This window comes from Acidovorax sp. GW823-FHT01C06 (genome assembly GCF_058798375.1).
Window position 1 is genome coordinate 147965 of sequence record NZ_JBXAKN010000014.1, and the last position, 17945, is coordinate 165909.

Genomic DNA, 17945 nt, shown 5'->3' on the forward strand with positions numbered 1-17945 from the left:
ACGGGACTCGAACCCGCGACCCCCGGCGTGACAGGCCGGTATTCTAACCAACTGAACTACCACTCCTGGCAGGCAGCTTTTCGCTTGCATCTCTCAATACAAGCCAAGCGCTACAACTTGGCGACCCTACGGGGATTCGAACCCCGGTACTCACCGTGAAAGGGTGATGTCCTAGGCCTCTAGACGATAGGGTCAAAACCTTGGAACTAACCGATAACAAACCTTGGTGGAGGTAAACGGGATCGAACCGATGACCTCTTGCATGCCATGCAAGCGCTCTCCCAGCTGAGCTATACCCCCACTGAATGACTCGAAACACACTGTGTTTGTTGTCATCATCTGAGCCTTGAATTATAGACAGATTTTTAGCGGTTTCGCAAACGCGCTACAACTTTTTCACGTCCGACCAATTCCAGCACGGCATCGACCGACGGAGTGTGGGCCGTGCCCACGGTCAGAACCCGCGCAGGCATGGCCAGTTGCGGCATTTTCAGTCCCTGGCTGGCAAGCACCTGCTTGAATGCAGCGCTGATGGAAGCCTTGTCCCATTCGCAGGCGGCCAGCGCATCGGCCAGCGCATCGAGCGCCGGGGCAATGGCTTCGGTGACGTGCTGTGCGCGCTCGGCATCCACCGGGGTCACGTCACCGTAAAACACCTGGGCCCAGTTGGCGAGCGCCACCGTCGTGTCGCACCGGTCCTTGAACAGCGCGCAGATCCGCGCGAGCCGGCCGTCGGCCAGTGCCTGGGCCGCAATACCGCGCTGCTGCAACTGCGGCGCCACCAGGGCGGCCAGCGCATCGTCGGCCATGGCCTTCAGGTGCTGGGCGTTCACCCAGCGCAGCTTGGCCTCGTCGAACTGGGCTGCGCTGCGGCCCAGGTGGTCCAGGTTGAACCATTCCAGGAACTGCGCGCGGCTGAATATCTCGTCGTCGCCGTGGCTCCAGCCCAGGCGCGCCAGGTAGTTGACCATGGCGTCGGGCAGGTAGCCCTCATCGCGGTACTGCGTGACGGGCTTGGCGCCATTGCGCTTGCTCATCTTCTCGCCCTGCTCGTTCAGCACGGTGGGCAGGTGGGCATACACCGGCGGTTCCTTGCCCAGGGCGCGGAAGATGTTGATCTGGCGCGGCGTGTTGTTCACATGGTCGTCGCCACGGATCACGTGGGTGATCTCCATGTCGATATCGTCCACCACGACGCAGAAGTTATAGGTAGGCGTGCCGTCGGGGCGCGCAATCACCAGGTCGTCGAGCTCGTCGTTGCTGATCTCGATGCGGCCCTTGACCTTGTCGTCCCATGCCACCACGCCGCCTTGCGGGTTCTTGAAGCGCAGCACGGGCTGGACGCCTTGCGGCACGGGCGGCAGGGTCTTGCCGGCCTCGGGGCGCCAGGTGCCGTCATACCGGGGTTTTTCCTTGGCGGCCATCTGCTTCTCGCGCAAGGCATCCAGCTCGGCCACGCTCATGTAGCAGGAGTACACATGGCCCGCCGCCTGCAGGTCGGCCAGCACCGCCTTGTAGCGGTCCATGCGCTGCATCTGATAGAACGGCCCCTCGTCGTGGTCCAGGCCCAGCCAGCGCATGCCCTCGATGATCACATCCACGGCGGCCTGGCTGGAACGCTCGAGGTCGGTGTCTTCAATGCGCAGGATGAAATCCCCTCCCGTCGCCCGCGCGAAGGCCCAGGGATAAAGGGCCGAACGGATGTTGCCCAGGTGGATGAAGCCCGTCGGTGACGGGGCGAAGCGGGTGCGCACGCGGCCCGTGCTGGAAGCAATGGTGGATGTTTCAGTCATGTCAATAAGTTCTGGCCCCTCTCGGGGCCAGTTTCAAGATTCAGTCCGTCCGAAGGCAGGGGCGCCAGGCCGCGCCCCTGCCCCGGTACCCGGCAATTCAGGGCAGGGCACGAGGCGCCCGCCCCCGGTCACGCCTCCTGCGCGTTCGGAAGCGCCAGGCGGGAAGTATCCTCCTCGCCCTCTTCCGTGCCCACGCGCCCCTCGTTCAGGCGGGCGATGTCGGCGGCGGTGATATCCCCCGTGACGTACACGCCGTCAAAGCACGATGCATCAAACCCCACGATGGACGCATTGAGCGAGCCCACGGCCTTCTTCATGCCATCCACATCCTGGTAGATCAGCGCATCGCAGCCGATGGCCTGGCGGATCTCTTCGACCGTGCGGCCGTGTGCCACGAGCTCGCTGCTGGTGGGCATGTCGATGCCGTACACGTTCGGGTAGCGCACCGGCGGGGCGGCGCTGGCCAGGTACACCTTGCGGGCGCCAGCGTCGCGCGCCATCTGCACGATTTCGCGGCTGGTGGTGCCGCGCACGATGGAATCATCCACCAGCAGCACATTGCGGCCCTTGAACTCGCTGGCGATCACATTGAGCTTCTGGCGCACGGACTTCTTGCGCACGCCCTGCCCCGGCATGATGAAGGTGCGGCCGACGTAGCGGTTCTTGACGAAACCTTCACGGTACGGAATACCCAAAAGGTGCGCCAGCTGTGTGGCGCTCGGACGGCTCGACTCGGGGATCGGGATGATCACGTCGATCTCATTGGGCGGCACGGTGGACACCACGCGCTTGGCCAGCGCTTCGCCGAGGTTCAGGCGGGCCTGGTAGACCGAAATCCCGTCGAGCACCGAGTCGGGACGCGCGAGGTACACGAACTCGAAGATGCACGGATTGAGCTGCGGGTTTTCCGCGCACTGGCTGGCATGCACCTTGCCATCGAGCGTGATGAAGATCGCTTCGCCAGGATCGATGTTGCGCTCGAACACATGCGAGGTGCCCTCCAGCGCCACCGACTCGCTGCCCACCATCACGGTGCCATCCTGGCTGCGCCCCATGGCCAGCGGGCGGATGCCATGCGGGTCACGAAAGGCCAGCAGGCCATGGCCGGCGATCAGCGCGATCACGGCGTAGGAGCCCTTGATGCGCTTGTGCACGGCTCGCACCGCCGTGAAGACGTCCTCGGGCTGCAGCGGCACGCCGCGGGTCGACCGCTCCAGCTCATGCGCGAACACGTTCAGCAGGACCTCGGAGTCGCTTTCAGTGTTCGTGTGCCGGTGGTCGGTCAGGAACAGTTCGGTGCGCAGCTCGCGGGCATTGGTCAGGTTGCCGTTGTGCACCAGCACGATGCCAAAGGGGGCGTTGACGTAGAACGGCTGGGCTTCTTCCTCGCTGTAGGCGTTGCCTGCGGTCGGATAGCGCACCTGGCCCAGGCCCACATTGCCCGGCAGCGCCCGCATGTTGCGGGTGCGAAACACATCGCGCACCATGCCCTTGGCCTTGTGCATGAAGAATTTGCGGCCCTGCTGGGTCACGATGCCCGCTGCGTCCTGGCCGCGGTGCTGCAGGAGCAGCAATGCGTCATAGATCAGCTGATTGACGGGCGCTGGACTGACGACGCCGACGATTCCACACATAGTTGTATTCCATCCGTTTGCGGGAACAGCCCCGCGGCAACCTCGCAGCAACAGCCTCTGGCCACTGCCGCATCGATATCAAGAAGGCAGATGCCTTCCAAATTCTTCCGGCAACGCCGGTTTCAAGCCCTTGAGCACTTCGGCCAGCAACGGTGCCCCCTGCGACTCCTGCCACCACGGCGCTTCTCGCAGGGGCGTGAGTCCGGCCACCACGGCCACCGCCAGCAGCAGCATCGCCCCCCGCAGCACCCCGAAAACGGCCCCCAGCGTGCGGTCCGCCGGACGCAGGCCGATGGAGTCCACCAGCTTCTTGATCAGCCAGGTCACGAACCCGCAGGCAAATACCGACGCGACAAACACCACCACGAAACCCGCCGCATAGCGCAGCGAGCCCGCCGATTCGCCCATGGGCAGCACCGCCGCCATGTCCTCGGCAAACCACTGCGCCACGAAGAACGACACCACCCACCCCAGCAGGGACAGCACCTCGAACACCAGACCGCGCCAGGCGCCAATCAGCATCGATGCCAGCAGCACCACCACGAAAATCCAGTCCAGGGCAGCCACGGATACGCTCAGCCTGCGCGCGCCTTACAGCGACAGCACGGACGCGGACAGGTCAAGAGCCTTGATCCGGGCTGCCGCCTTGTCGGCTTCGGCACGGTCGGCGAACGGCCCCACGCGAACCCGCGTGCGTTTTCCGTCCTTGGTATCCACCACCTGGGTATAGGTTTTCATGCCGGCGCGCTCCACCTTGGTGCGCGCTTCGCGGGCCTTGTCCGCGTCCGCGAAGGCACCGACCTGCACGATGAACCGGTTTTCATCGGCCTTGGCGGCAGCACCCGCGGATTCCGCCGGGCGGCCTTCCAGCAAGGCACGGGCGCGCGCAGCGTCGTCCGGACGCGGTACTGCGGGCTTGTGTTCAGGCACGGGTTTGGGCTCAGGCCTGGGTTCGGGCTTTGCTTCCGGCTTGGCAGGCGTGACCGCCGCGGCCGGCCTGGATGCCGCCGGGCGCGACCCCTGCACCAGTTCCTCGCCCTCCGTCAGGCCATTGCCGGCCACGTTGCCACGTGCGGGGGGGGCCGGACGCTGGGCAGGCGCCTCCGCAGCCGTGGGTGTCGCAGGCCTGGGCGCTGGCGCTTCGGCCACGGGCCCGGGCACCACCAGGGGAGCGACCTTGTTGCGGTCCGGAATTTCGATGGGAATGTCCACCGGAATCGGGCGGGGCTGCGTGTCGAACAGCATCGGAAATCCGATCACCCCGATCAACACCAGGACGGCCGCGCCGATCAGCCGGTGGCGCGCACGCCGGCGCATCACTTCGATGCTCTCGGCCTGCGGGGTGCGCGGACGCTTGGACGGCTTTTCGGCCTGAGGTTGCTCACTGTGACCGGGCCACCGAAACTTGAAAAATGCCATGGAGTAACGACTCGTGCGGACCTTATGCGCCCAGATGTTTGGCGTGCAGGCGAGGTGTTCCATTGATCAGCACACCGCCCACCGTGTAAAACGAGCCAAAGACCACGATTCTATCAGCGGGGTCCGCCGCGGCGACTGCCGCCTGCAGGGCATCCATGGGGTCCGGGTGCAAGGTCGAGGTGACGTCGCGGCGCCCGCCCGCCACCATCTGCACGGCATTCCATTTCTGCTGCAGCACGGCGGCCGTCTCGGCCCGGGGCGTGGGCAGATTGGTGAAGTACCAGCGGTCGATCAGCGGCCCTACCTTGGCCAGCATGGGGGCCAGGTCCTTGTCGGCCATGGCCCCGAAGACCGCGTGGGTCGTGGGAAAGAAGCCCATGGCGTCCAGATTGGCCGTGAGCGCGGCCACGGAGTGCGGGTTGTGCGCCACGTCCAGCACCAGCGTGGGCTGGCCAGGCACGATCTGGAACCGTCCCGGCAACTCCACCATGGCCAGGCCATTGCGCACCGCCTGGGCCGTCACCGGCAGGCGTTCGCGCAGGGCTTCCAGCGCGGCCAGCACGCCCGATGCATTGATCAGCTGGTTCGCGCCACGCAGCGATGGATAGGCCAGCCCCGCGTAGCGGCGGCCCCGGCCGGCCCAGTTCCACTGCAGCTTGTCGCCCGAGAAATTGAAATCCTTGCCGAACCGCCACAGATCAGCCCCGATTTCGAGGGCGTGGTCGGCGATGCTCTGCGGCGCCATCGGGTCGCTCACGATCACCGGGCGCCCCGTGCGCATGATGCCGGCCTTTTCCCGGCCGATGCTCTCGCGGTCCGGCCCGAGGAACTCGGTGTGGTCGATGTCGATGCTGGTGATGACGGCGCAATCGGCATCAATGATGTTGGTGGCATCCAGCCGCCCCCCGAGGCCCACTTCGAGGATGGCCACATCCAGCCGGGAATGGCTCATCAGGCGCAGGATGGCCAGCGTGGTGAACTCGAAGTAAGTAAGGGAGACTTCATCGCCATTTTGGGTCCTGGCGCTTTCCACAGCTTCGAAATGCGCTATCAGGTCCGAAGCAGGAATGATCTCGCCATGCACACGGCACCGTTCCTCGAAATGCACGAGGTGGGGCGATGTGTACACCCCCGTGCGGTAGCCCGCCTGCAGGGCCACGGCTTCCAGCATGGCGCAGGTGGAGCCTTTTCCATTGGTGCCCGCCACGGTGACCACGGGGCAGTCGAACCGCAAGGCCATCCGGCGCGCCACTTCACGGACGCGGTCCAGGCCCATCTCGATATTGCGGGGGTGAAGCTGTTCGCAGTGGCGAAGCCAGCCTTCCAGGGTGTGGATTTTGGTATGCATACAGGGCGGGATTGTCGCCCAGGCCGCAATTGGCGGATGATGCGCGGCATGACAACCTCACACATCACCGTCTACGGCATTCCCAACTGCGACACCGTCAAGAAATCCCGCGCCTGGTTCACGGAACAGGGGCTGGACTACGCGTTCCATGATTTCAAGAAACAGGGCGTTCCCGCCGCCCGCCTCCCCGGCTGGATGTTGGCCGTCGGCTGGGAGAAGCTGGTCAATCGCCAGGGAACCACCTGGCGCAAGCTGGACTCGAACGTCCAGGCAGCCGTGCAAGGCGAAGACAGCGCCAGTGCCCTGATGCAGGCCCAGCCCAGCGTGATCAAGCGCCCGGTGGTCGAGTGGCAGCAGGGCGGCAAGACCCACATCTCGGTGGGTTTTGCCCCCGATCAGTGGCAAACCTGGATGGAACGGCCTGCGGCCGCGTGAATCAAGCGCACAGACCGGGGAAATTGCACAAATCTTTACGCAGATTTACGGCGACCAGGCCCTGGATTGACCTTGCCGGCCTAAACTTTTCCACAGTCTGGTGCGTTATGTACCGACCCGAAAGGAGTTTCTCCATGAAAAAGATCGTCATTTTTTCCGCCATGGCGGCCATCGCCACCATGGCCAGCGCGCAGGAGCAGGGCCGCGTGCTCTCCGCCACCCCCGTCGTGCAGCAGGTCGCCACGCCGCAGCAGGTGTGCGGCAATGAAACGGTGTACAGCGGCAACCGCACCAGCGGCGCTGGCGCCGTGATGGGCGCCATTGCCGGTGGCGCCGCCGGCAATGCCATCGGCAAAGGCAGCGGCCGTGCCGCCGCCACCGCCATCGGCGTGCTGGGCGGTGCCGTGCTGGGCAACCAGATCGAAGGCGGACAGCCCCAGTACCAGAACGTGCAGCGTTGCACCACCGAGACGTACTACGAAAATCGCACGGTCGGCTACGACGTGGTCTATGAGTACGCCGGGCGCCAGTACACCACCCGCACCCAGACGGATCCGGGCCGCTGGATTCCCTTGAGCGTGCAGCCCGCGGGCCAGACCTACTCCACGCAGCCCGACCCGTACGCTTCGCAAGGCGTGTACAGCCAGCCTGGCGTGGTGACCTCCACCTATCCCGCGCAACCGGTGTACCAGCAGCCCACCTATGTGACGCCGCCCGTCACCGTGATCGAATACGGCTACGACAGCCGCCCGTACTACCCGCACCACCGCAATCCCTACTGGCGCTGAGCCCCTGGCGCCAGCCATCGCAAAGAGCCCTTCGGGGCTCTTTTGCTTGGGCGATCTGCGGGCGGGGGGTTTTTAGTGGGGCCCCGCCAGCCAGGCCGCCGCCCCCCTGCCCTAAAATCGCGGGTTTCCTCCAACCTTATCCAGCGCACCCATGACCACCGAAAAAATCGACGGCGTGTCCGTCACCACCCAGGCCAATGTGTACTTTGACGGCAAGTGCGTGAGCCACGGCATCACCTTCCCCGATGGCACGAAGAAGTCGGTGGGCGTGGTGCTGCCAGCGACACTCACTTTCAACACCGGCGCGCCGGAAATCATGGAATGCGTGGCGGGCTCGTGCGAGTACAAGCTGGCGGGCACCGACAACTGGGTGAAGTCCTCCGCTGGCGAGAAGTTCAGCGTGCCAGGCAACTCCAAGTTCGACATCCGCGTGACCGAGGCCTACCACTACATCTGCCATTTCGGCTGAACCGGCATTTCCATCGACAAGAACAACGGACGACCGCACATGGCCACCATTCTCCAAAACCTGCCCCTGGGGCAAAAAGTCGGCATCGCCTTCTCGGGCGGCCTGGACACCAGCGCAGCCCTGCACTGGATGAAGCTCAAGGGCGCCGTGCCCTACGCCTACACCGCCAACCTGGGCCAGCCCGACGAACCCGACTACGACGCCATCCCCCGCAAGGCGATGGAGTACGGCGCCGAGAAGGCCCGCCTGGTCGACTGCCGCACGCAGCTGGCCCACGAAGGCATCGCCGCGCTGCAGGCCGGCGCCTTCCACATCTCCACCGGTGGCCTGACCTACTTCAACACCACGCCGCTGGGCCGTGCCGTGACTGGCACCATGCTCGTGGCGGCGATGAAGGAAGACGACGTCAACATCTGGGGCGATGGCTCGACCTTCAAGGGCAACGACATCGAGCGCTTCTACCGCTACGGCCTGCTCACCAACCCCTCGCTCAAGATCTACAAGCCCTGGCTGGACCAGCTGTTCATCGACGAGCTGGGCGGCCGCGCCGAGATGTCGGCGTTCATGACCCAGGCCGGATTCGGCTACAAGATGAGCGCCGAGAAGGCCTACAGCACCGACAGCAACATGCTGGGCGCCACGCACGAGGCCAAGGACCTGGAGTTCCTGTCCAGCGGCATCCGCATCGTCAACCCCATCATGGGTGTGGCGTTCTGGAAGGACGAAGTGACCGTCAAAGCCGAGGAAGTCTCGGTGCGCTTTGAAGAAGGCCAGCCCGTGGCCCTCAACGGCGTGGAGTTCAACGACCCGGTGGAACTGATCCTCGAAGCCAACCGCATCGGCGGGCGCCACGGCCTGGGCATGAGCGACCAGATCGAGAACCGCATCATCGAAGCCAAGAGCCGCGGCATCTACGAGGCCCCGGGCCTGGCGCTGCTGCACATCGCCTACGAGCGCCTGGTGACCGGCATCCACAACGAAGACACCATCGAGCAGTACCGCATGAACGGCCTGAAGCTGGGCCGCCTGCTGTACCAGGGCCGCTGGTTCGACCCGCAGGCCATCATGCTGCGCGAGACCGCCCAGCGCTGGGTGGCGCGCGCCGTGACCGGCACCGTGACGCTGGAGCTGCGCCGTGGCAACGACTACTCGCTGCTCAACACCGAATCGCCCAACCTGACCTACGCACCCGAGCGCCTGTCGATGGAAAAGGTGGAAGACGCGCCGTTCAGCCCGCTGGACCGCATCGGCCAGCTGACCATGCGCAACCTGGACATCTCGGACACCCGCGACAAGCTGGGCGTGTACTCGCGCGCCGGCCTGCTGTCGCTGGGTGGCAATGCGGCACTGGCGCAGCTGGAAAACGACCGCAAGTGATGCTGGCAAGGGCGCGGGCGGCCGGGAGCACGCCCGCCTCCGCGCCCTGCCAAACAGGCACAAAAACATGCCCTGCCGCTGGACAGGCAAGCGCGAAAAGCTATCAAATAAATAGCAAAGCCACCGATCAGGTGGCTTTTTTTTATGCGGCTCCGGCTGCCGGTGTTCTGGCGGACTCCGGGTGCCTGTGCAGAAGGCTATACCACCACGGGCTCGGGCTCCAGCCGGATGCCGAAGCGCTCGTACACGCTGGTCTGGATGGCCTTGGCCAGGGTCATCACCTCGCCGCCGGTCACGCTGTCGGCACCCCGCCCCCGGTTGACCAGCACGAGGGCCTGCTTTTCATACACGCCGGCCTTGCCGATGGACTTGCCCTTCCAGCCGCAGGCATCGATCAGCCAGCCCGCGGCCAGCTTGATGCTGCCGTCGGGCATGGGGTAGTGCACGATGCGCGGCTCGCGCGCGATGATGTCGGCGCACTGGTCCGGCGACACCGTGGGGTTCTTGAAGAAACTGCCCGCATTGCCCACCACGGCCGGGTCGGGCAGCTTGGCGCGGCGGATGTCGCAGACCCAGCCGAAGATCTGCCGCGCCGTGGGATGCTCCACGCCCTCTTCCATGCGGCGGCGCTCCAGGTCGAGGTAGCCCAGCACCGGTTTCCAGGGCTTGGGCAGGCGAAACCGCACATGGGTGATCACCGCCCGGCCTTCCAGGCCCATGCCGCGCGGCAACCCGCCCGCATCCAGTGCCTCCGACGGCGCATGCTTGAACACCGAATCCCGGTAGCCAAAGCCGCACTGGGCGGCATCCAGCGTGAACGACCGGCCCGTGGCCAGGTCCATCGCGTCCAGCGACTCGAAGCGATCCTGCAGTTCCACGCCATACGCGCCGATGTTCTGCACGGGTGCAGCCCCCACGGTGCCCGGGATCAGCGCCAGATTCTCCAGGCCCGCATAGCCCTGCTCCAACGTCCAGGCCACGCAGTCGTGCCAGACCTCGCCCGCGCCCGCCTCCACGATCCAGGCCTTGGGCGTGTCCTCCACCAGGCGCAGGCCCTTGATCTCCATCTTGAGCACGACGGGTTTCACATCGCCCGTCAGGATGATGTTGCTGCCGCCGCCCAGGACGAATTTGGGCGCCGCGGCCAGATCGGAATCGTTCAGCACGGCCAGCACATCGGCCGCCGAGTGCACGCGCACCAGGGTTTGGGCACGCGCAGCGATGCCAAAGGTGTTCCAGGGCTGCAAAGGGGCGTTTTTCTCGACTACCATTGGCCCGATTGTCGCACCGGGCCCTTCCGGCCCCCTGCGAATTGCACCGTTTCCCCTGAGATTGAGAGCCACCATGCCATCTTTTGACACCGTCTGCGAAGCCAACCTCGTCGAAGTGAAAAACGCGGTCGAGAACACGGCCAAGGAAATCGCCACCCGCTTCGACTTCAAGGGCACTTCGGCCAGCATCGAGATCAAGGACAAGGACATCACGCTGATCGGCGACGCCGACTTCCAGCTCACCCAGATCGAGGACGTGCTGCGCAACAAGCTCACCAAGCGCAACGTCGATGTGCGCTTTCTCGACCTGGGCGATGTCCAGAAAATGGGTGGCGACAAGGTCAAGCAGGTCATCAAGGTGCGCAATGGCATCGAGAGCGAGCTGGCCAAGAAGATCCAGAAGCTGCTCAAGGAGAGCAAGCTCAAGGTGCAGGGCGCCATCCAGGAAGACAAGGTGCGCGTGACCGGCGCCAAGCGCGACGACCTGCAGGCGGCCATGGCGCTCATCCGCAAGGACGTGACCGACGTGCCCCTGTCCTTCGACAACTTCCGCGACTGAGATGGAGCACCCCCTGAGTCGCTTCGCGCCTTCCCCGTCCAGGGGGACGACGCCCTCGCTGCGGGGCGGCCCTGGCTTGGCGTCCCTCACCTGGGCCGCGCCAGTTCCGAGGTACGGGGGAGGCGCACAGCGCCATCAACGAATGACGATCCACTCCTTTGCCCTGGCCGCGCTGGTTGCTCTGTGCTTGGCCCCGTCCTGGGCTCATGCGCAGGCGGTGGCGCTGGCGGGCATGCTGGGCAGCAAGGCCTTGCTGGTGGTGGATGCCACCCCCCCCAAGGCGGTGGGTGCTGGGGATGAGTACCAGGGCGTCAAGGTCATTACCGTCACCAAAGAAGAAGCCACCGTCGAAGTCAAGGGAGCGCGCCGCACCCTGCGGCTGGGCGAGGCCCCCGTGAGCGTGGGCAGCCGGGGAGGCAGCGGCAAGCGCATTGTGCTGATGGCCGACAGCCGCGGGCATTTCGTCAACAGCGGCACGATCAACGGCCGCGTGATGCAGTACATGGTCGACACGGGCGCCTCCACTGTGGCCATCGGGCGGCCCGACGCGGAGCGGATGGGCCTGAACTACCAGAGCGGCCAGCCCGTGCGCATGAGCACCGCCAACGGGGTGGCGCAAGGGTGGCGCATGAAGCTCGACTCGGTGCGCATCGGCGACGTCGAGGTGTTCGGGGTCGAAGCCGTCATCACCTCGCAGGCCATGCCCTACGTGCTGCTGGGCAACAGCTTCCTGACCGAGTTCCAGATGACCCGCATCAATGACCAGATGGTGCTGGAAAAGCGCAACTGAGCCCCCGACGCGCACCGCCATGTCCGTCCACCATCACGCCGGCCACCACCACGCCGAAGGCGAATACGAGGACCTGCTGAGCCTGTGGGCGGACCTGGAGTCCGCGCTGTCCGTGCTGCTGTCCCGCCCGCTGCAGGTGCAGGACTTCGCCGCCAAGGTGCGCCAGTTCGATGGCTGGCTGCAAGACCTGGTGGCGCACGATATCGACGCCGCCCTGTACCTGATGTTCCAGCTGGCCTCCACGTCCACCGTGGGCTACAGCGCCTCCCACGCCCTGGTGTGCGGCACGCTGTGCCACATCATGGCGCATGAACTGGAGTTGCCCGCGCGCGAGCGCGACAGCCTGGTGCGCGCGGCCTTGACCATGAACATCGGCATGACCGCCCTGCAGGACGAACTGGCCGAGCAGCGCGAGCGCCCCACCACGGCCCAGCAGGAGGCCATCAAGAGCCACCCGCTGGAAAGCCAGGCACTGCTGGAGCGCCTGTTCATCAATGACGCGCTCTGGCTGGACGTGGTCGGGCAGCACCACGCCAGCATTGCCGACCGTGTGCCGCTGGCCCAGCAAGAGCCCGAAGACCGCCTCACCCGCGTCCTGAGCACCATTGACCGCTACGCGGCCATGATCAGCCCGCGCAAGTCGCGCGCAGGCCGCAGCGCGACCGATTCGGTGCGCGCCCTCGTGGGCCAGGAGGTGGACCAGCGCGATGAAGTGAGCTACACCCTGGTGCGCTCCATCGGGCTGTGCCCGCCAGGCACCTTCGTGAAGCTCGACAACGGCGAGACGGCCATCGTGCTGCGCCGCAGCGAAAAGGCCAACCACCCTTTGGTGGCAAGCCTGCTGGACCGCAGCGGCCACCACCACGCCCAGCCCAGCCTGTACCAGACAGCCAGCGGAAAACCCCGCATCCAGTCCGCGCTGGCCCGCTCCGCCGTGGGGCTGGAGCTCAACCACCGCACCATGGTGCGCCTGGGACTGTATGCCGCACAGCACAGCGCGGGGCTGCGGGGACTCATCACCGGGCCAGGGTCCCTCTGACCCCGATGAAAAACCGGGTGGGGCCATGCAAAAAAAAGGCGGCTCCCGGCCGCCTTGGTGCCCGGCAGCGGCCAGCGCCGCCCGGCCTCAGCGCTTGCCGGGTGCCGCCTCGGCCCCCGGCTTGGCCTTCTTGCTGCCCAGGCGCGACTCCTTGCCTTCGATGAGCCGCTGGATGTTCTCCTTGTGGCGCCATGCCAGCAGCACGCCCATCACGACGATGGACGCGGCAATCGTGCCTTCGGCGTACCACACCACGCCATCCACCAGCAGGTAGTACACCGGAGCGAATGCCGCGGCCACCAGCGAGGCAAGCGACGAATACCGGAAGAAGAAGGCGATGATGAGCCAGGTGACGGCCGTGGCCAGCCCCAGCCAGACGCTGATGCCCAGCAGCACGCCCAGCGCCGTGGCCACGCCCTTGCCGCCCTGGAAGCGGAAGAAAACCGGCCACAGGTGGCCCAGGAAGGCGGCCAGACCCACCATGGCCACGGTGCCGTCCTCCAGCCCGTAGGGGCGGCCGAACCACATCACCAGCGCCACGGGCAGCCAGCCCTTCAGGGCGTCGAGCAGCAGCGTGATGATGGCCGCGGCCTTGGAGCCCGAGCGCAGCACGTTGGTAGCGCCAGGGTTCTTGCTGCCGTAGGTGCGCGGGTCGCTCAGGCCCATGACGCGCGTCACGATGACGGCGAACGACAGCGAGCCCAGCAGGTAGGCGGCCACGGTGGCAAGCAGGGGGTAGACGGCGGTCAAAGCAATTCCTCGTTGGTCGGTGGATCAGCCTTCTGGCGGGCTGTGGTCGGGGCGGCCTATTCTGCCAGCGCGCAGTGCACGGGCTTGGCACCCAGCAACTGCACGCACACCTGCGGGTCCAGCTGCACCAGAAAGCCCCGCCGCCCGCCGTTGATGGCGATGCGCGGCAGTTCCAGAATGGTCTCTTCGATGTACACCGGCATGGCGCGCCGCGTGCCGAACGGCGAGGTGCCCCCCACCAGGTAGCCACTGTGCCGGTTGGCCACCTCGGGCGCGCACGGCTCCACCGATTTGGCGCCGATCTGGCGCGCCAGGTTCTTGGTGGAGACCTTGCGGTTGCCGTGCATCAGCACCAGGAGCGGCTTGGCGTCCTGGTCCTGCATCACCAGCGTCTTGACGACGGTGAAAGGATCGAGCCCCAGCACCTCGGCACTGTGCAGCGCGCCGCCGTGCTCCAGGTACTCGTACGGATGCTCGGTGAAGGCCACCTTGTTCGCCTTGAGCAACTGGGTGGCTTGGGTTTCGGAGACGTGTTCTTTCTTGGCCATGGTGCGGTCTGGGTAGGAAGCGAATGGTAGCCACTTGCAGAGGCGCCCGCCCGCTGCGTCACGGCCACGCGGCCTGCGCGGCGCCCCGTGCCTTGCGCCGGCCGACCTTGCGTTTGCCGTACTGCTCGATGGCCGCCACCAGCGCGTCGGTGAACTGCTGCACCAACGCCGACGGCACCCGCCCGTCGCCCGCCAGCACCTGCAGGCGCCGCTGCTGCAGCTGCGCCTCGTCGAAAGGCCGGGCCGCCAGCAGGCCCGCCTCCACCCAGCGCGCCGCGGTCAGGTAGCTGGCCAGCGCTACGTCCTGGCCGCTGAGCAGCGGCAGGAGCGCGGACGAGAAGTTGCTCTCCACCGCCGGCACATAGCGCAGCCCCTGCACCGCGCAGCTCAGGTCGAACAGCTGCCGTCCGGTGGTGCTGCTGGCGCCCATCAGCAGCGGGTAGCGCACCACGTCGGCCACGCACACGCTGCGCTGGCGCGCCAGCGGGTGCTGGGCCGGCATGATCGCGTAGATGGGTGCGATGGCCGAGTGCAGTACCTGCAGCCCCTTCTCGGGCGCCACGCTGTATTTGAGCGCCAGGTCGACCTCCCCGCGCAGCACCAGGGCCGACACCTCCTGCGGCACGGCCACCTGCAGTTGCAGCTGCACCTGCGGGTGGGCCTGCCGAAAGCTGGACATCACCAGCGGCATGAAGGTGGCGGCAAATCCCTCGGTACAGGCCACGCGCACGCGCACGGCGCCCTGGGCCGACAAGCCCTGCAGTTGATCCACGAGTTCGGTCGCTTGCGCGTCGTGCGCATTGGCGTGGGCCAAGAGGTGGGTGCCCGCCTCGGTCAGCGCCATGCCGCGTGCCTGGCGCTCGAACAGCACCACGTCCAGGCTGTCCTCCAGCTTGCCCAGCTGGCGGCTCACGGCCGAGGCCGCCACATGCAGGCGCTGCGCCGCCTGGTTGACGGAGCCCGTGCGCGCCACTTCCAGAAAGTAGCGCACGGGCAGGCTGAGCAATGAAATCGGCATGGCGGCGTCCAGTCACAAAAAGGCAATGGTCAGTTGCCAAATCTCTATTCAAAGCAATGGTAAACCGGCTTCCATCTTGCATGGCTTAGGGCTCCAATTCACCCATGCCCGTGTGCACATGCCGCGCCGCCTTGTGGCAGCTGCAACCTGCGCCCAGGCCTCACCACCGGAGTCCGCATGAAAAAACGCCTCGTTCGCCCCTCGTTGTTGTCCGCCGTACTGGCCACCTTGGCAATCCTTGCCGGTGTCGGCACCCCCTCCTTCGCCCAGACGGCTGCGCAGCCGGATGCCTGGCCCCAGCGGTCCGTGCGCCTGGTGGTGCCGTTTCCGCCCGGCGGCGGCACCGACGCCGTGGCCCGCGCGCTGGGCCAGAAGCTGGCCACCCGCCTGGGCCAGCCGGTCGTCGTCGACAACAAGCCCGGCGCCTCCACCATCATCGGCACCGACAGCGTGGTCAAAGCCGAGCCCGACGGCTACACCCTGCTGGTGTCGGGCTCCACCAGCTACACCGTCAACGCCGCGCTGCGCCCCAAGCTGCCGTACGACCCGCTCAAGGACCTGGCCCCCGTGGCCATCATTGCGCGCGCACCGCTGGTGGTGGTGGTCAGTGCCACCTCGCCGTACAAGGACCTGGCGGGGCTGCTGGCAGCGGCCAAGGCCGCGCCCAAGACCATCAACTACGCCACCTTCGGCTCGGGCTCTGCACCGCACCTGGTGGGCGCGCTGATCGAGCAGGCGGCCGATGTGCGCCTGCAGGACGTGCCCTACCGCGGCAGCGCCCAGGCCATGATGGGCCTGATCGGCGGCGAGATCCAGATGGCCGTCGACACCGTGGCCAGCGCCGCGCCGCACGTGCGGTCCGGCAAGCTGCGCGCCCTGGCCATTGCGGGCAACGAGCGCGCCCGCGCCCTGCCCACGGTGCCCACCGTGCAGGAGCTCAAGCTGCCCGACGCGGCCTTCGACGGCTGGTACGCCGTGGCAGCGCCCGCGCGCACGCCGGCGCCCATCGTGGACAAGCTGCTCAAGGAAGTGGAAGCCGCCCTGCGCGACCCGCAGCTGCAAGAGCAGATCCGCGCCCAGGGCATGGAGCCCGTGTTCATAGGCCCCAAAGCCATGCACACCGCCATGGACAACGAGATCGGCCGCTACCGCGCGCTGGCCCACCGCGCCAAGATCGTGGTGGACTGATGAATGCAGAGACGACAACCTCCGGAAGGACCCGCACGATGACCCGCGAACAACTGATAGACAGCGTCCAGCACTACTTCGACGACGGCCGCTTCGAGGGCGACCTGCGCCGCCGCGTGGCCTGGCGCACCGAGAGCGACACCGGCAAGGTGCCGCCCGAACTGCGCCTGTACCTCACCGATGAAATGGTGCCGTGGCTGGCGCCCCTGGGCTTCGACTGCCAGGTGCTGGACAACCCCTCGCCCCAGGGTGGGCCGTTCCTCATCGCGCGGCGCGTGGAAGACCCGGCCCTGCCCACCGTGCTCACCTACGGCCACGGCGACGTGGTCAACGGGCAGGAGAGCAACTGGCGCGAGGGCCTCTCTCCCTGGGAGATGACCATCGAAGGCAACCGCTGGTACGGCCGCGGCACGGCGGACAACAAGGGCCAGCACACGGTGAGCCTGGCCGCCCTCGCCCACGCCATCGAAGCGCGTAGCGGCCGCCTGGGCTACAACGTGACCTTGATCATGGAGATGGGCGAGGAAGCCGGCTCGCCCGGCCTGGCGGCGTTCTGCGAGCAGCACAGCGATGAGCTGAAGGCCGACCTCTTCGTCGCCAGCGACGGCCCCCGCGTGAATGCGGGCCACCCCACCCTCTTTCTCGGGTCGCGCGGCGCGATCAACTTCTCGCTCACCGTGCGCAGCCGCGACAAGGCCTACCACTCGGGCAACTGGGGCGGCGTGCTGGCCAACCCGGCCACGGTGGTCACGCATGCGCTGGCAACGCTGGTGGATGCCCAGGGCCGCATCCTCGTCAAAGGCCTGCTGCCGCCCTCGGTGCCCGACAAGCTGCGCACCGCGCTGAAAGACGTGGTGATCGGCGCCGGTGCGGACGACCCCGCGCTCACGCCCGGCTGGGGCGAGCCGGGCCTCACGCCCGCCGAGCAGCTGGTGGGCTGGAACACGCTGGAGGTGCTGGCGCTGGGCTCCGGCAATGCACAACGTCCGATCAATGCCATTCCGTCCAGCGCGGTGGCGCACTGCCAGCTGCGCTTCGTGGTGGGCACCGACTGGCGCAACGTGGAACGCACGCTGCGCGAGCACCTGGACGCCCATGGTTTCGCTGACGTGGAAATCACCATGGGCATGGTGTGCGGTGCCACGCGGCTGGACCTGCACAACCCCTGGGTGGACTGGACGCTGGCGTCGCTACAGTCCAGCGCCGGCCAGCCCGCCACGCTGCTGCCCAACCTGGCGGGCTCGTTGCCCAACGACATCTTTGCCGACCAGTTGGGCCTGCCCACGCTGTGGGTGCCGCATTCTTACCCGGCCTGCGCGCAGCACGCGCCGAACGAGCATCTGCTGGCGTCGGTGGCGCGCGAGGGGCTGGCGGTGATGGCCGGCTTGTTCTGGGATTTGGGCGAGGCCCACGGCGTGCCGTGGAAGGATGGCGCGCTGACGGCAGAGGCCGCAGCAGCCTGATGAAGGCACGCTCGCCAGTGCAAAGGTGCACTGGCGGCGCCCGAAGAGGTGAGCGA

At 66.6% G+C, this 17945-nt stretch carries 18 protein-coding genes and 2 tRNA genes; 9 read left to right on the plus strand and 11 right to left on the minus strand.

The window, feature by feature from the left end; genetic code table 11:
- Nucleotides 1-118: 118 nt before the first annotated feature.
- The 7 genes from AC1RCS_RS23435 to folC form a co-directional block, all read right to left on the minus strand.
- A tRNA-Glu gene (locus AC1RCS_RS23435) sits at nucleotides 119-194 on the minus strand.
- Nucleotides 195-224: 30 nt separating this feature from the next.
- Nucleotides 225-300: transfer RNA gene (locus tag AC1RCS_RS23440), tRNA-Ala, on the minus strand.
- A 65-nt stretch (nucleotides 301-365) separates the two neighbouring features.
- The gene (gene gltX / locus AC1RCS_RS23445; protein ID WP_218338763.1) at nucleotides 366-1793 is read right to left on the minus strand and encodes a glutamate--tRNA ligase; all 1428 of its coding nucleotides are present in this window, start codon (nucleotides 1791-1793) and stop codon (nucleotides 366-368) included.
- Nucleotides 1794-1921: 128 nt separating this feature from the next.
- Entirely contained in the window at nucleotides 1922-3427 is a 1506-nt protein-coding gene (gene purF / locus AC1RCS_RS23450) for an amidophosphoribosyltransferase (RefSeq protein ID WP_218297509.1), read from the minus strand.
- Nucleotides 3428-3505: 78 nt separating this feature from the next.
- Nucleotides 3506-3994 carry a CvpA family protein gene (locus AC1RCS_RS23455; RefSeq protein ID WP_218338765.1) on the minus strand — a complete coding sequence of 163 codons (489 nt, stop codon included), beginning with the start codon at nucleotides 3992-3994 and terminating at the stop codon, nucleotides 3506-3508.
- A 24-nt stretch (nucleotides 3995-4018) separates the two neighbouring features.
- The gene (locus tag AC1RCS_RS23460) at nucleotides 4019-4846 is read right to left on the minus strand and encodes an SPOR domain-containing protein (protein WP_492246283.1); all 828 of its coding nucleotides are present in this window, start codon (nucleotides 4844-4846) and stop codon (nucleotides 4019-4021) included.
- Nucleotides 4847-4868: 22 nt separating this feature from the next.
- The gene (gene folC / locus AC1RCS_RS23465) at nucleotides 4869-6194 is read right to left on the minus strand and encodes a bifunctional tetrahydrofolate synthase/dihydrofolate synthase (protein ID WP_218297512.1); all 1326 of its coding nucleotides are present in this window, start codon (nucleotides 6192-6194) and stop codon (nucleotides 4869-4871) included.
- A gap of 48 nt (nucleotides 6195-6242) precedes the next feature.
- Between folC and AC1RCS_RS23470 the strand changes: the two genes are divergently transcribed.
- The 4 genes from AC1RCS_RS23470 to argG all read left to right on the plus strand — a co-directional run bounded on the left by AC1RCS_RS23470 (nucleotide 6243) and on the right by argG (nucleotide 9263).
- A complete protein-coding gene (locus AC1RCS_RS23470; RefSeq protein ID WP_218297513.1) occupies nucleotides 6243-6629 on the plus strand; it encodes an arsenate reductase in 387 nt (128 codons plus the stop codon).
- A gap of 134 nt (nucleotides 6630-6763) precedes the next feature.
- The gene (locus AC1RCS_RS23475) at nucleotides 6764-7417 is read left to right on the plus strand and encodes a glycine zipper 2TM domain-containing protein (RefSeq protein ID WP_218297514.1); all 654 of its coding nucleotides are present in this window, start codon (nucleotides 6764-6766) and stop codon (nucleotides 7415-7417) included.
- 151 nt (nucleotides 7418-7568) lie between these two features.
- On the plus strand, nucleotides 7569-7886 hold the full coding sequence (gene ppnP / locus AC1RCS_RS23480; protein ID WP_218297515.1) for a pyrimidine/purine nucleoside phosphorylase: 318 nt from the start codon (nucleotides 7569-7571) through the stop codon (nucleotides 7884-7886).
- A gap of 39 nt (nucleotides 7887-7925) precedes the next feature.
- Complete coding sequence (gene argG, locus AC1RCS_RS23485) at nucleotides 7926-9263, plus strand: argininosuccinate synthase (RefSeq protein ID WP_218297516.1); 1338 nt, start codon at nucleotides 7926-7928, stop codon at nucleotides 9261-9263.
- Between the two features lie 197 nt (nucleotides 9264-9460).
- Here argG and murB read toward each other — a convergent pair whose 3' ends face one another.
- Nucleotides 9461-10534, minus strand: coding sequence for a UDP-N-acetylmuramate dehydrogenase (gene murB, locus AC1RCS_RS23490; RefSeq protein WP_492246201.1), 1074 nt, complete (start codon nucleotides 10532-10534; stop codon nucleotides 9461-9463).
- A 73-nt stretch (nucleotides 10535-10607) separates the two neighbouring features.
- Between murB and AC1RCS_RS23495 the strand changes: the two genes are divergently transcribed.
- The 3 genes from AC1RCS_RS23495 to AC1RCS_RS23505 all read left to right on the plus strand — a co-directional run bounded on the left by AC1RCS_RS23495 (nucleotide 10608) and on the right by AC1RCS_RS23505 (nucleotide 12922).
- Nucleotides 10608-11093, plus strand: coding sequence for a YajQ family cyclic di-GMP-binding protein (locus tag AC1RCS_RS23495; protein WP_218297518.1), 486 nt, complete (start codon nucleotides 10608-10610; stop codon nucleotides 11091-11093).
- Nucleotides 11094-11235: 142 nt separating this feature from the next.
- Nucleotides 11236-11883 carry a retropepsin-like aspartic protease family protein gene (locus tag AC1RCS_RS23500; RefSeq protein ID WP_492246200.1) on the plus strand — a complete coding sequence of 216 codons (648 nt, stop codon included), beginning with the start codon at nucleotides 11236-11238 and terminating at the stop codon, nucleotides 11881-11883.
- 19 nt (nucleotides 11884-11902) lie between these two features.
- The gene (locus tag AC1RCS_RS23505) at nucleotides 11903-12922 is read left to right on the plus strand and encodes an HD-GYP domain-containing protein (RefSeq protein ID WP_218297520.1); all 1020 of its coding nucleotides are present in this window, start codon (nucleotides 11903-11905) and stop codon (nucleotides 12920-12922) included.
- Between the two features lie 87 nt (nucleotides 12923-13009).
- On the opposite strand, the gene plsY is transcribed toward AC1RCS_RS23505, so the two are convergent.
- The 3 genes from plsY to AC1RCS_RS23520 are packed head-to-tail and all read right to left on the minus strand — an operon-like array spanning nucleotide 13010 to nucleotide 15238.
- Complete coding sequence (plsY, locus tag AC1RCS_RS23510) at nucleotides 13010-13672, minus strand: glycerol-3-phosphate 1-O-acyltransferase PlsY (protein WP_492246199.1); 663 nt, start codon at nucleotides 13670-13672, stop codon at nucleotides 13010-13012.
- 56 nt (nucleotides 13673-13728) lie between these two features.
- On the minus strand, nucleotides 13729-14220 hold the full coding sequence (locus AC1RCS_RS23515) for an aminoacyl-tRNA deacylase (protein WP_056413564.1): 492 nt from the start codon (nucleotides 14218-14220) through the stop codon (nucleotides 13729-13731).
- Between the two features lie 58 nt (nucleotides 14221-14278).
- Nucleotides 14279-15238 (minus strand): LysR family transcriptional regulator, encoded by a 960-nt coding sequence (locus tag AC1RCS_RS23520; RefSeq protein WP_492246198.1) that lies wholly within the window; start codon nucleotides 15236-15238, stop codon nucleotides 14279-14281.
- A 177-nt stretch (nucleotides 15239-15415) separates the two neighbouring features.
- On the opposite strand from AC1RCS_RS23520, the gene AC1RCS_RS23525 reads away from it, so the two are divergent.
- A complete protein-coding gene (locus AC1RCS_RS23525) occupies nucleotides 15416-16426 on the plus strand; it encodes a Bug family tripartite tricarboxylate transporter substrate binding protein (RefSeq protein WP_056171819.1) in 1011 nt (336 codons plus the stop codon).
- A 38-nt stretch (nucleotides 16427-16464) separates the two neighbouring features.
- Nucleotides 16465-17889: a M20 family metallopeptidase gene (locus tag AC1RCS_RS23530; protein ID WP_492246197.1), complete on the plus strand. Its 1425-nt coding sequence runs from the start codon at nucleotides 16465-16467 to the stop codon at nucleotides 17887-17889.
- The last annotated feature ends 56 nt before the right edge of the window (nucleotides 17890-17945 follow it).

Coding starts and splice junctions, on each gene's coding strand:
- folC (WP_218297512.1), bottom strand. CDS start 6,194: ATGCATACCAAAATCCACACCCTGGAAGGCTGGCTTCGCCACTGCGAA.
- argG (WP_218297516.1), top strand. CDS start 7,926: ATGGCCACCATTCTCCAAAACCTGCCCCTGGGGCAAAAAGTCGGCATC.
- ppnP (WP_218297515.1), top strand. CDS start 7,569: ATGACCACCGAAAAAATCGACGGCGTGTCCGTCACCACCCAGGCCAAT.
- gltX (WP_218338763.1), bottom strand. CDS start 1,793: ATGACTGAAACATCCACCATTGCTTCCAGCACGGGCCGCGTGCGCACC.
- murB (WP_492246201.1), bottom strand. CDS start 10,534: ATGGTAGTCGAGAAAAACGCCCCTTTGCAGCCCTGGAACACCTTTGGC.
- AC1RCS_RS23460 (WP_492246283.1), bottom strand. CDS start 4,846: ATGGCATTTTTCAAGTTTCGGTGGCCCGGTCACAGTGAGCAACCTCAG.
- AC1RCS_RS23525 (WP_056171819.1), top strand. CDS start 15,416: ATGAAAAAACGCCTCGTTCGCCCCTCGTTGTTGTCCGCCGTACTGGCC.
- AC1RCS_RS23475 (WP_218297514.1), top strand. CDS start 6,764: ATGAAAAAGATCGTCATTTTTTCCGCCATGGCGGCCATCGCCACCATG.
- AC1RCS_RS23530 (WP_492246197.1), top strand. CDS start 16,465: ATGACCCGCGAACAACTGATAGACAGCGTCCAGCACTACTTCGACGAC.
- AC1RCS_RS23505 (WP_218297520.1), top strand. CDS start 11,903: ATGTCCGTCCACCATCACGCCGGCCACCACCACGCCGAAGGCGAATAC.
- AC1RCS_RS23500 (WP_492246200.1), top strand. CDS start 11,236: ATGACGATCCACTCCTTTGCCCTGGCCGCGCTGGTTGCTCTGTGCTTG.
- purF (WP_218297509.1), bottom strand. CDS start 3,427: ATGTGTGGAATCGTCGGCGTCGTCAGTCCAGCGCCCGTCAATCAGCTG.
- AC1RCS_RS23495 (WP_218297518.1), top strand. CDS start 10,608: ATGCCATCTTTTGACACCGTCTGCGAAGCCAACCTCGTCGAAGTGAAA.
- AC1RCS_RS23470 (WP_218297513.1), top strand. CDS start 6,243: ATGACAACCTCACACATCACCGTCTACGGCATTCCCAACTGCGACACC.
- AC1RCS_RS23520 (WP_492246198.1), bottom strand. CDS start 15,238: ATGCCGATTTCATTGCTCAGCCTGCCCGTGCGCTACTTTCTGGAAGTG.
- AC1RCS_RS23515 (WP_056413564.1), bottom strand. CDS start 14,220: ATGGCCAAGAAAGAACACGTCTCCGAAACCCAAGCCACCCAGTTGCTC.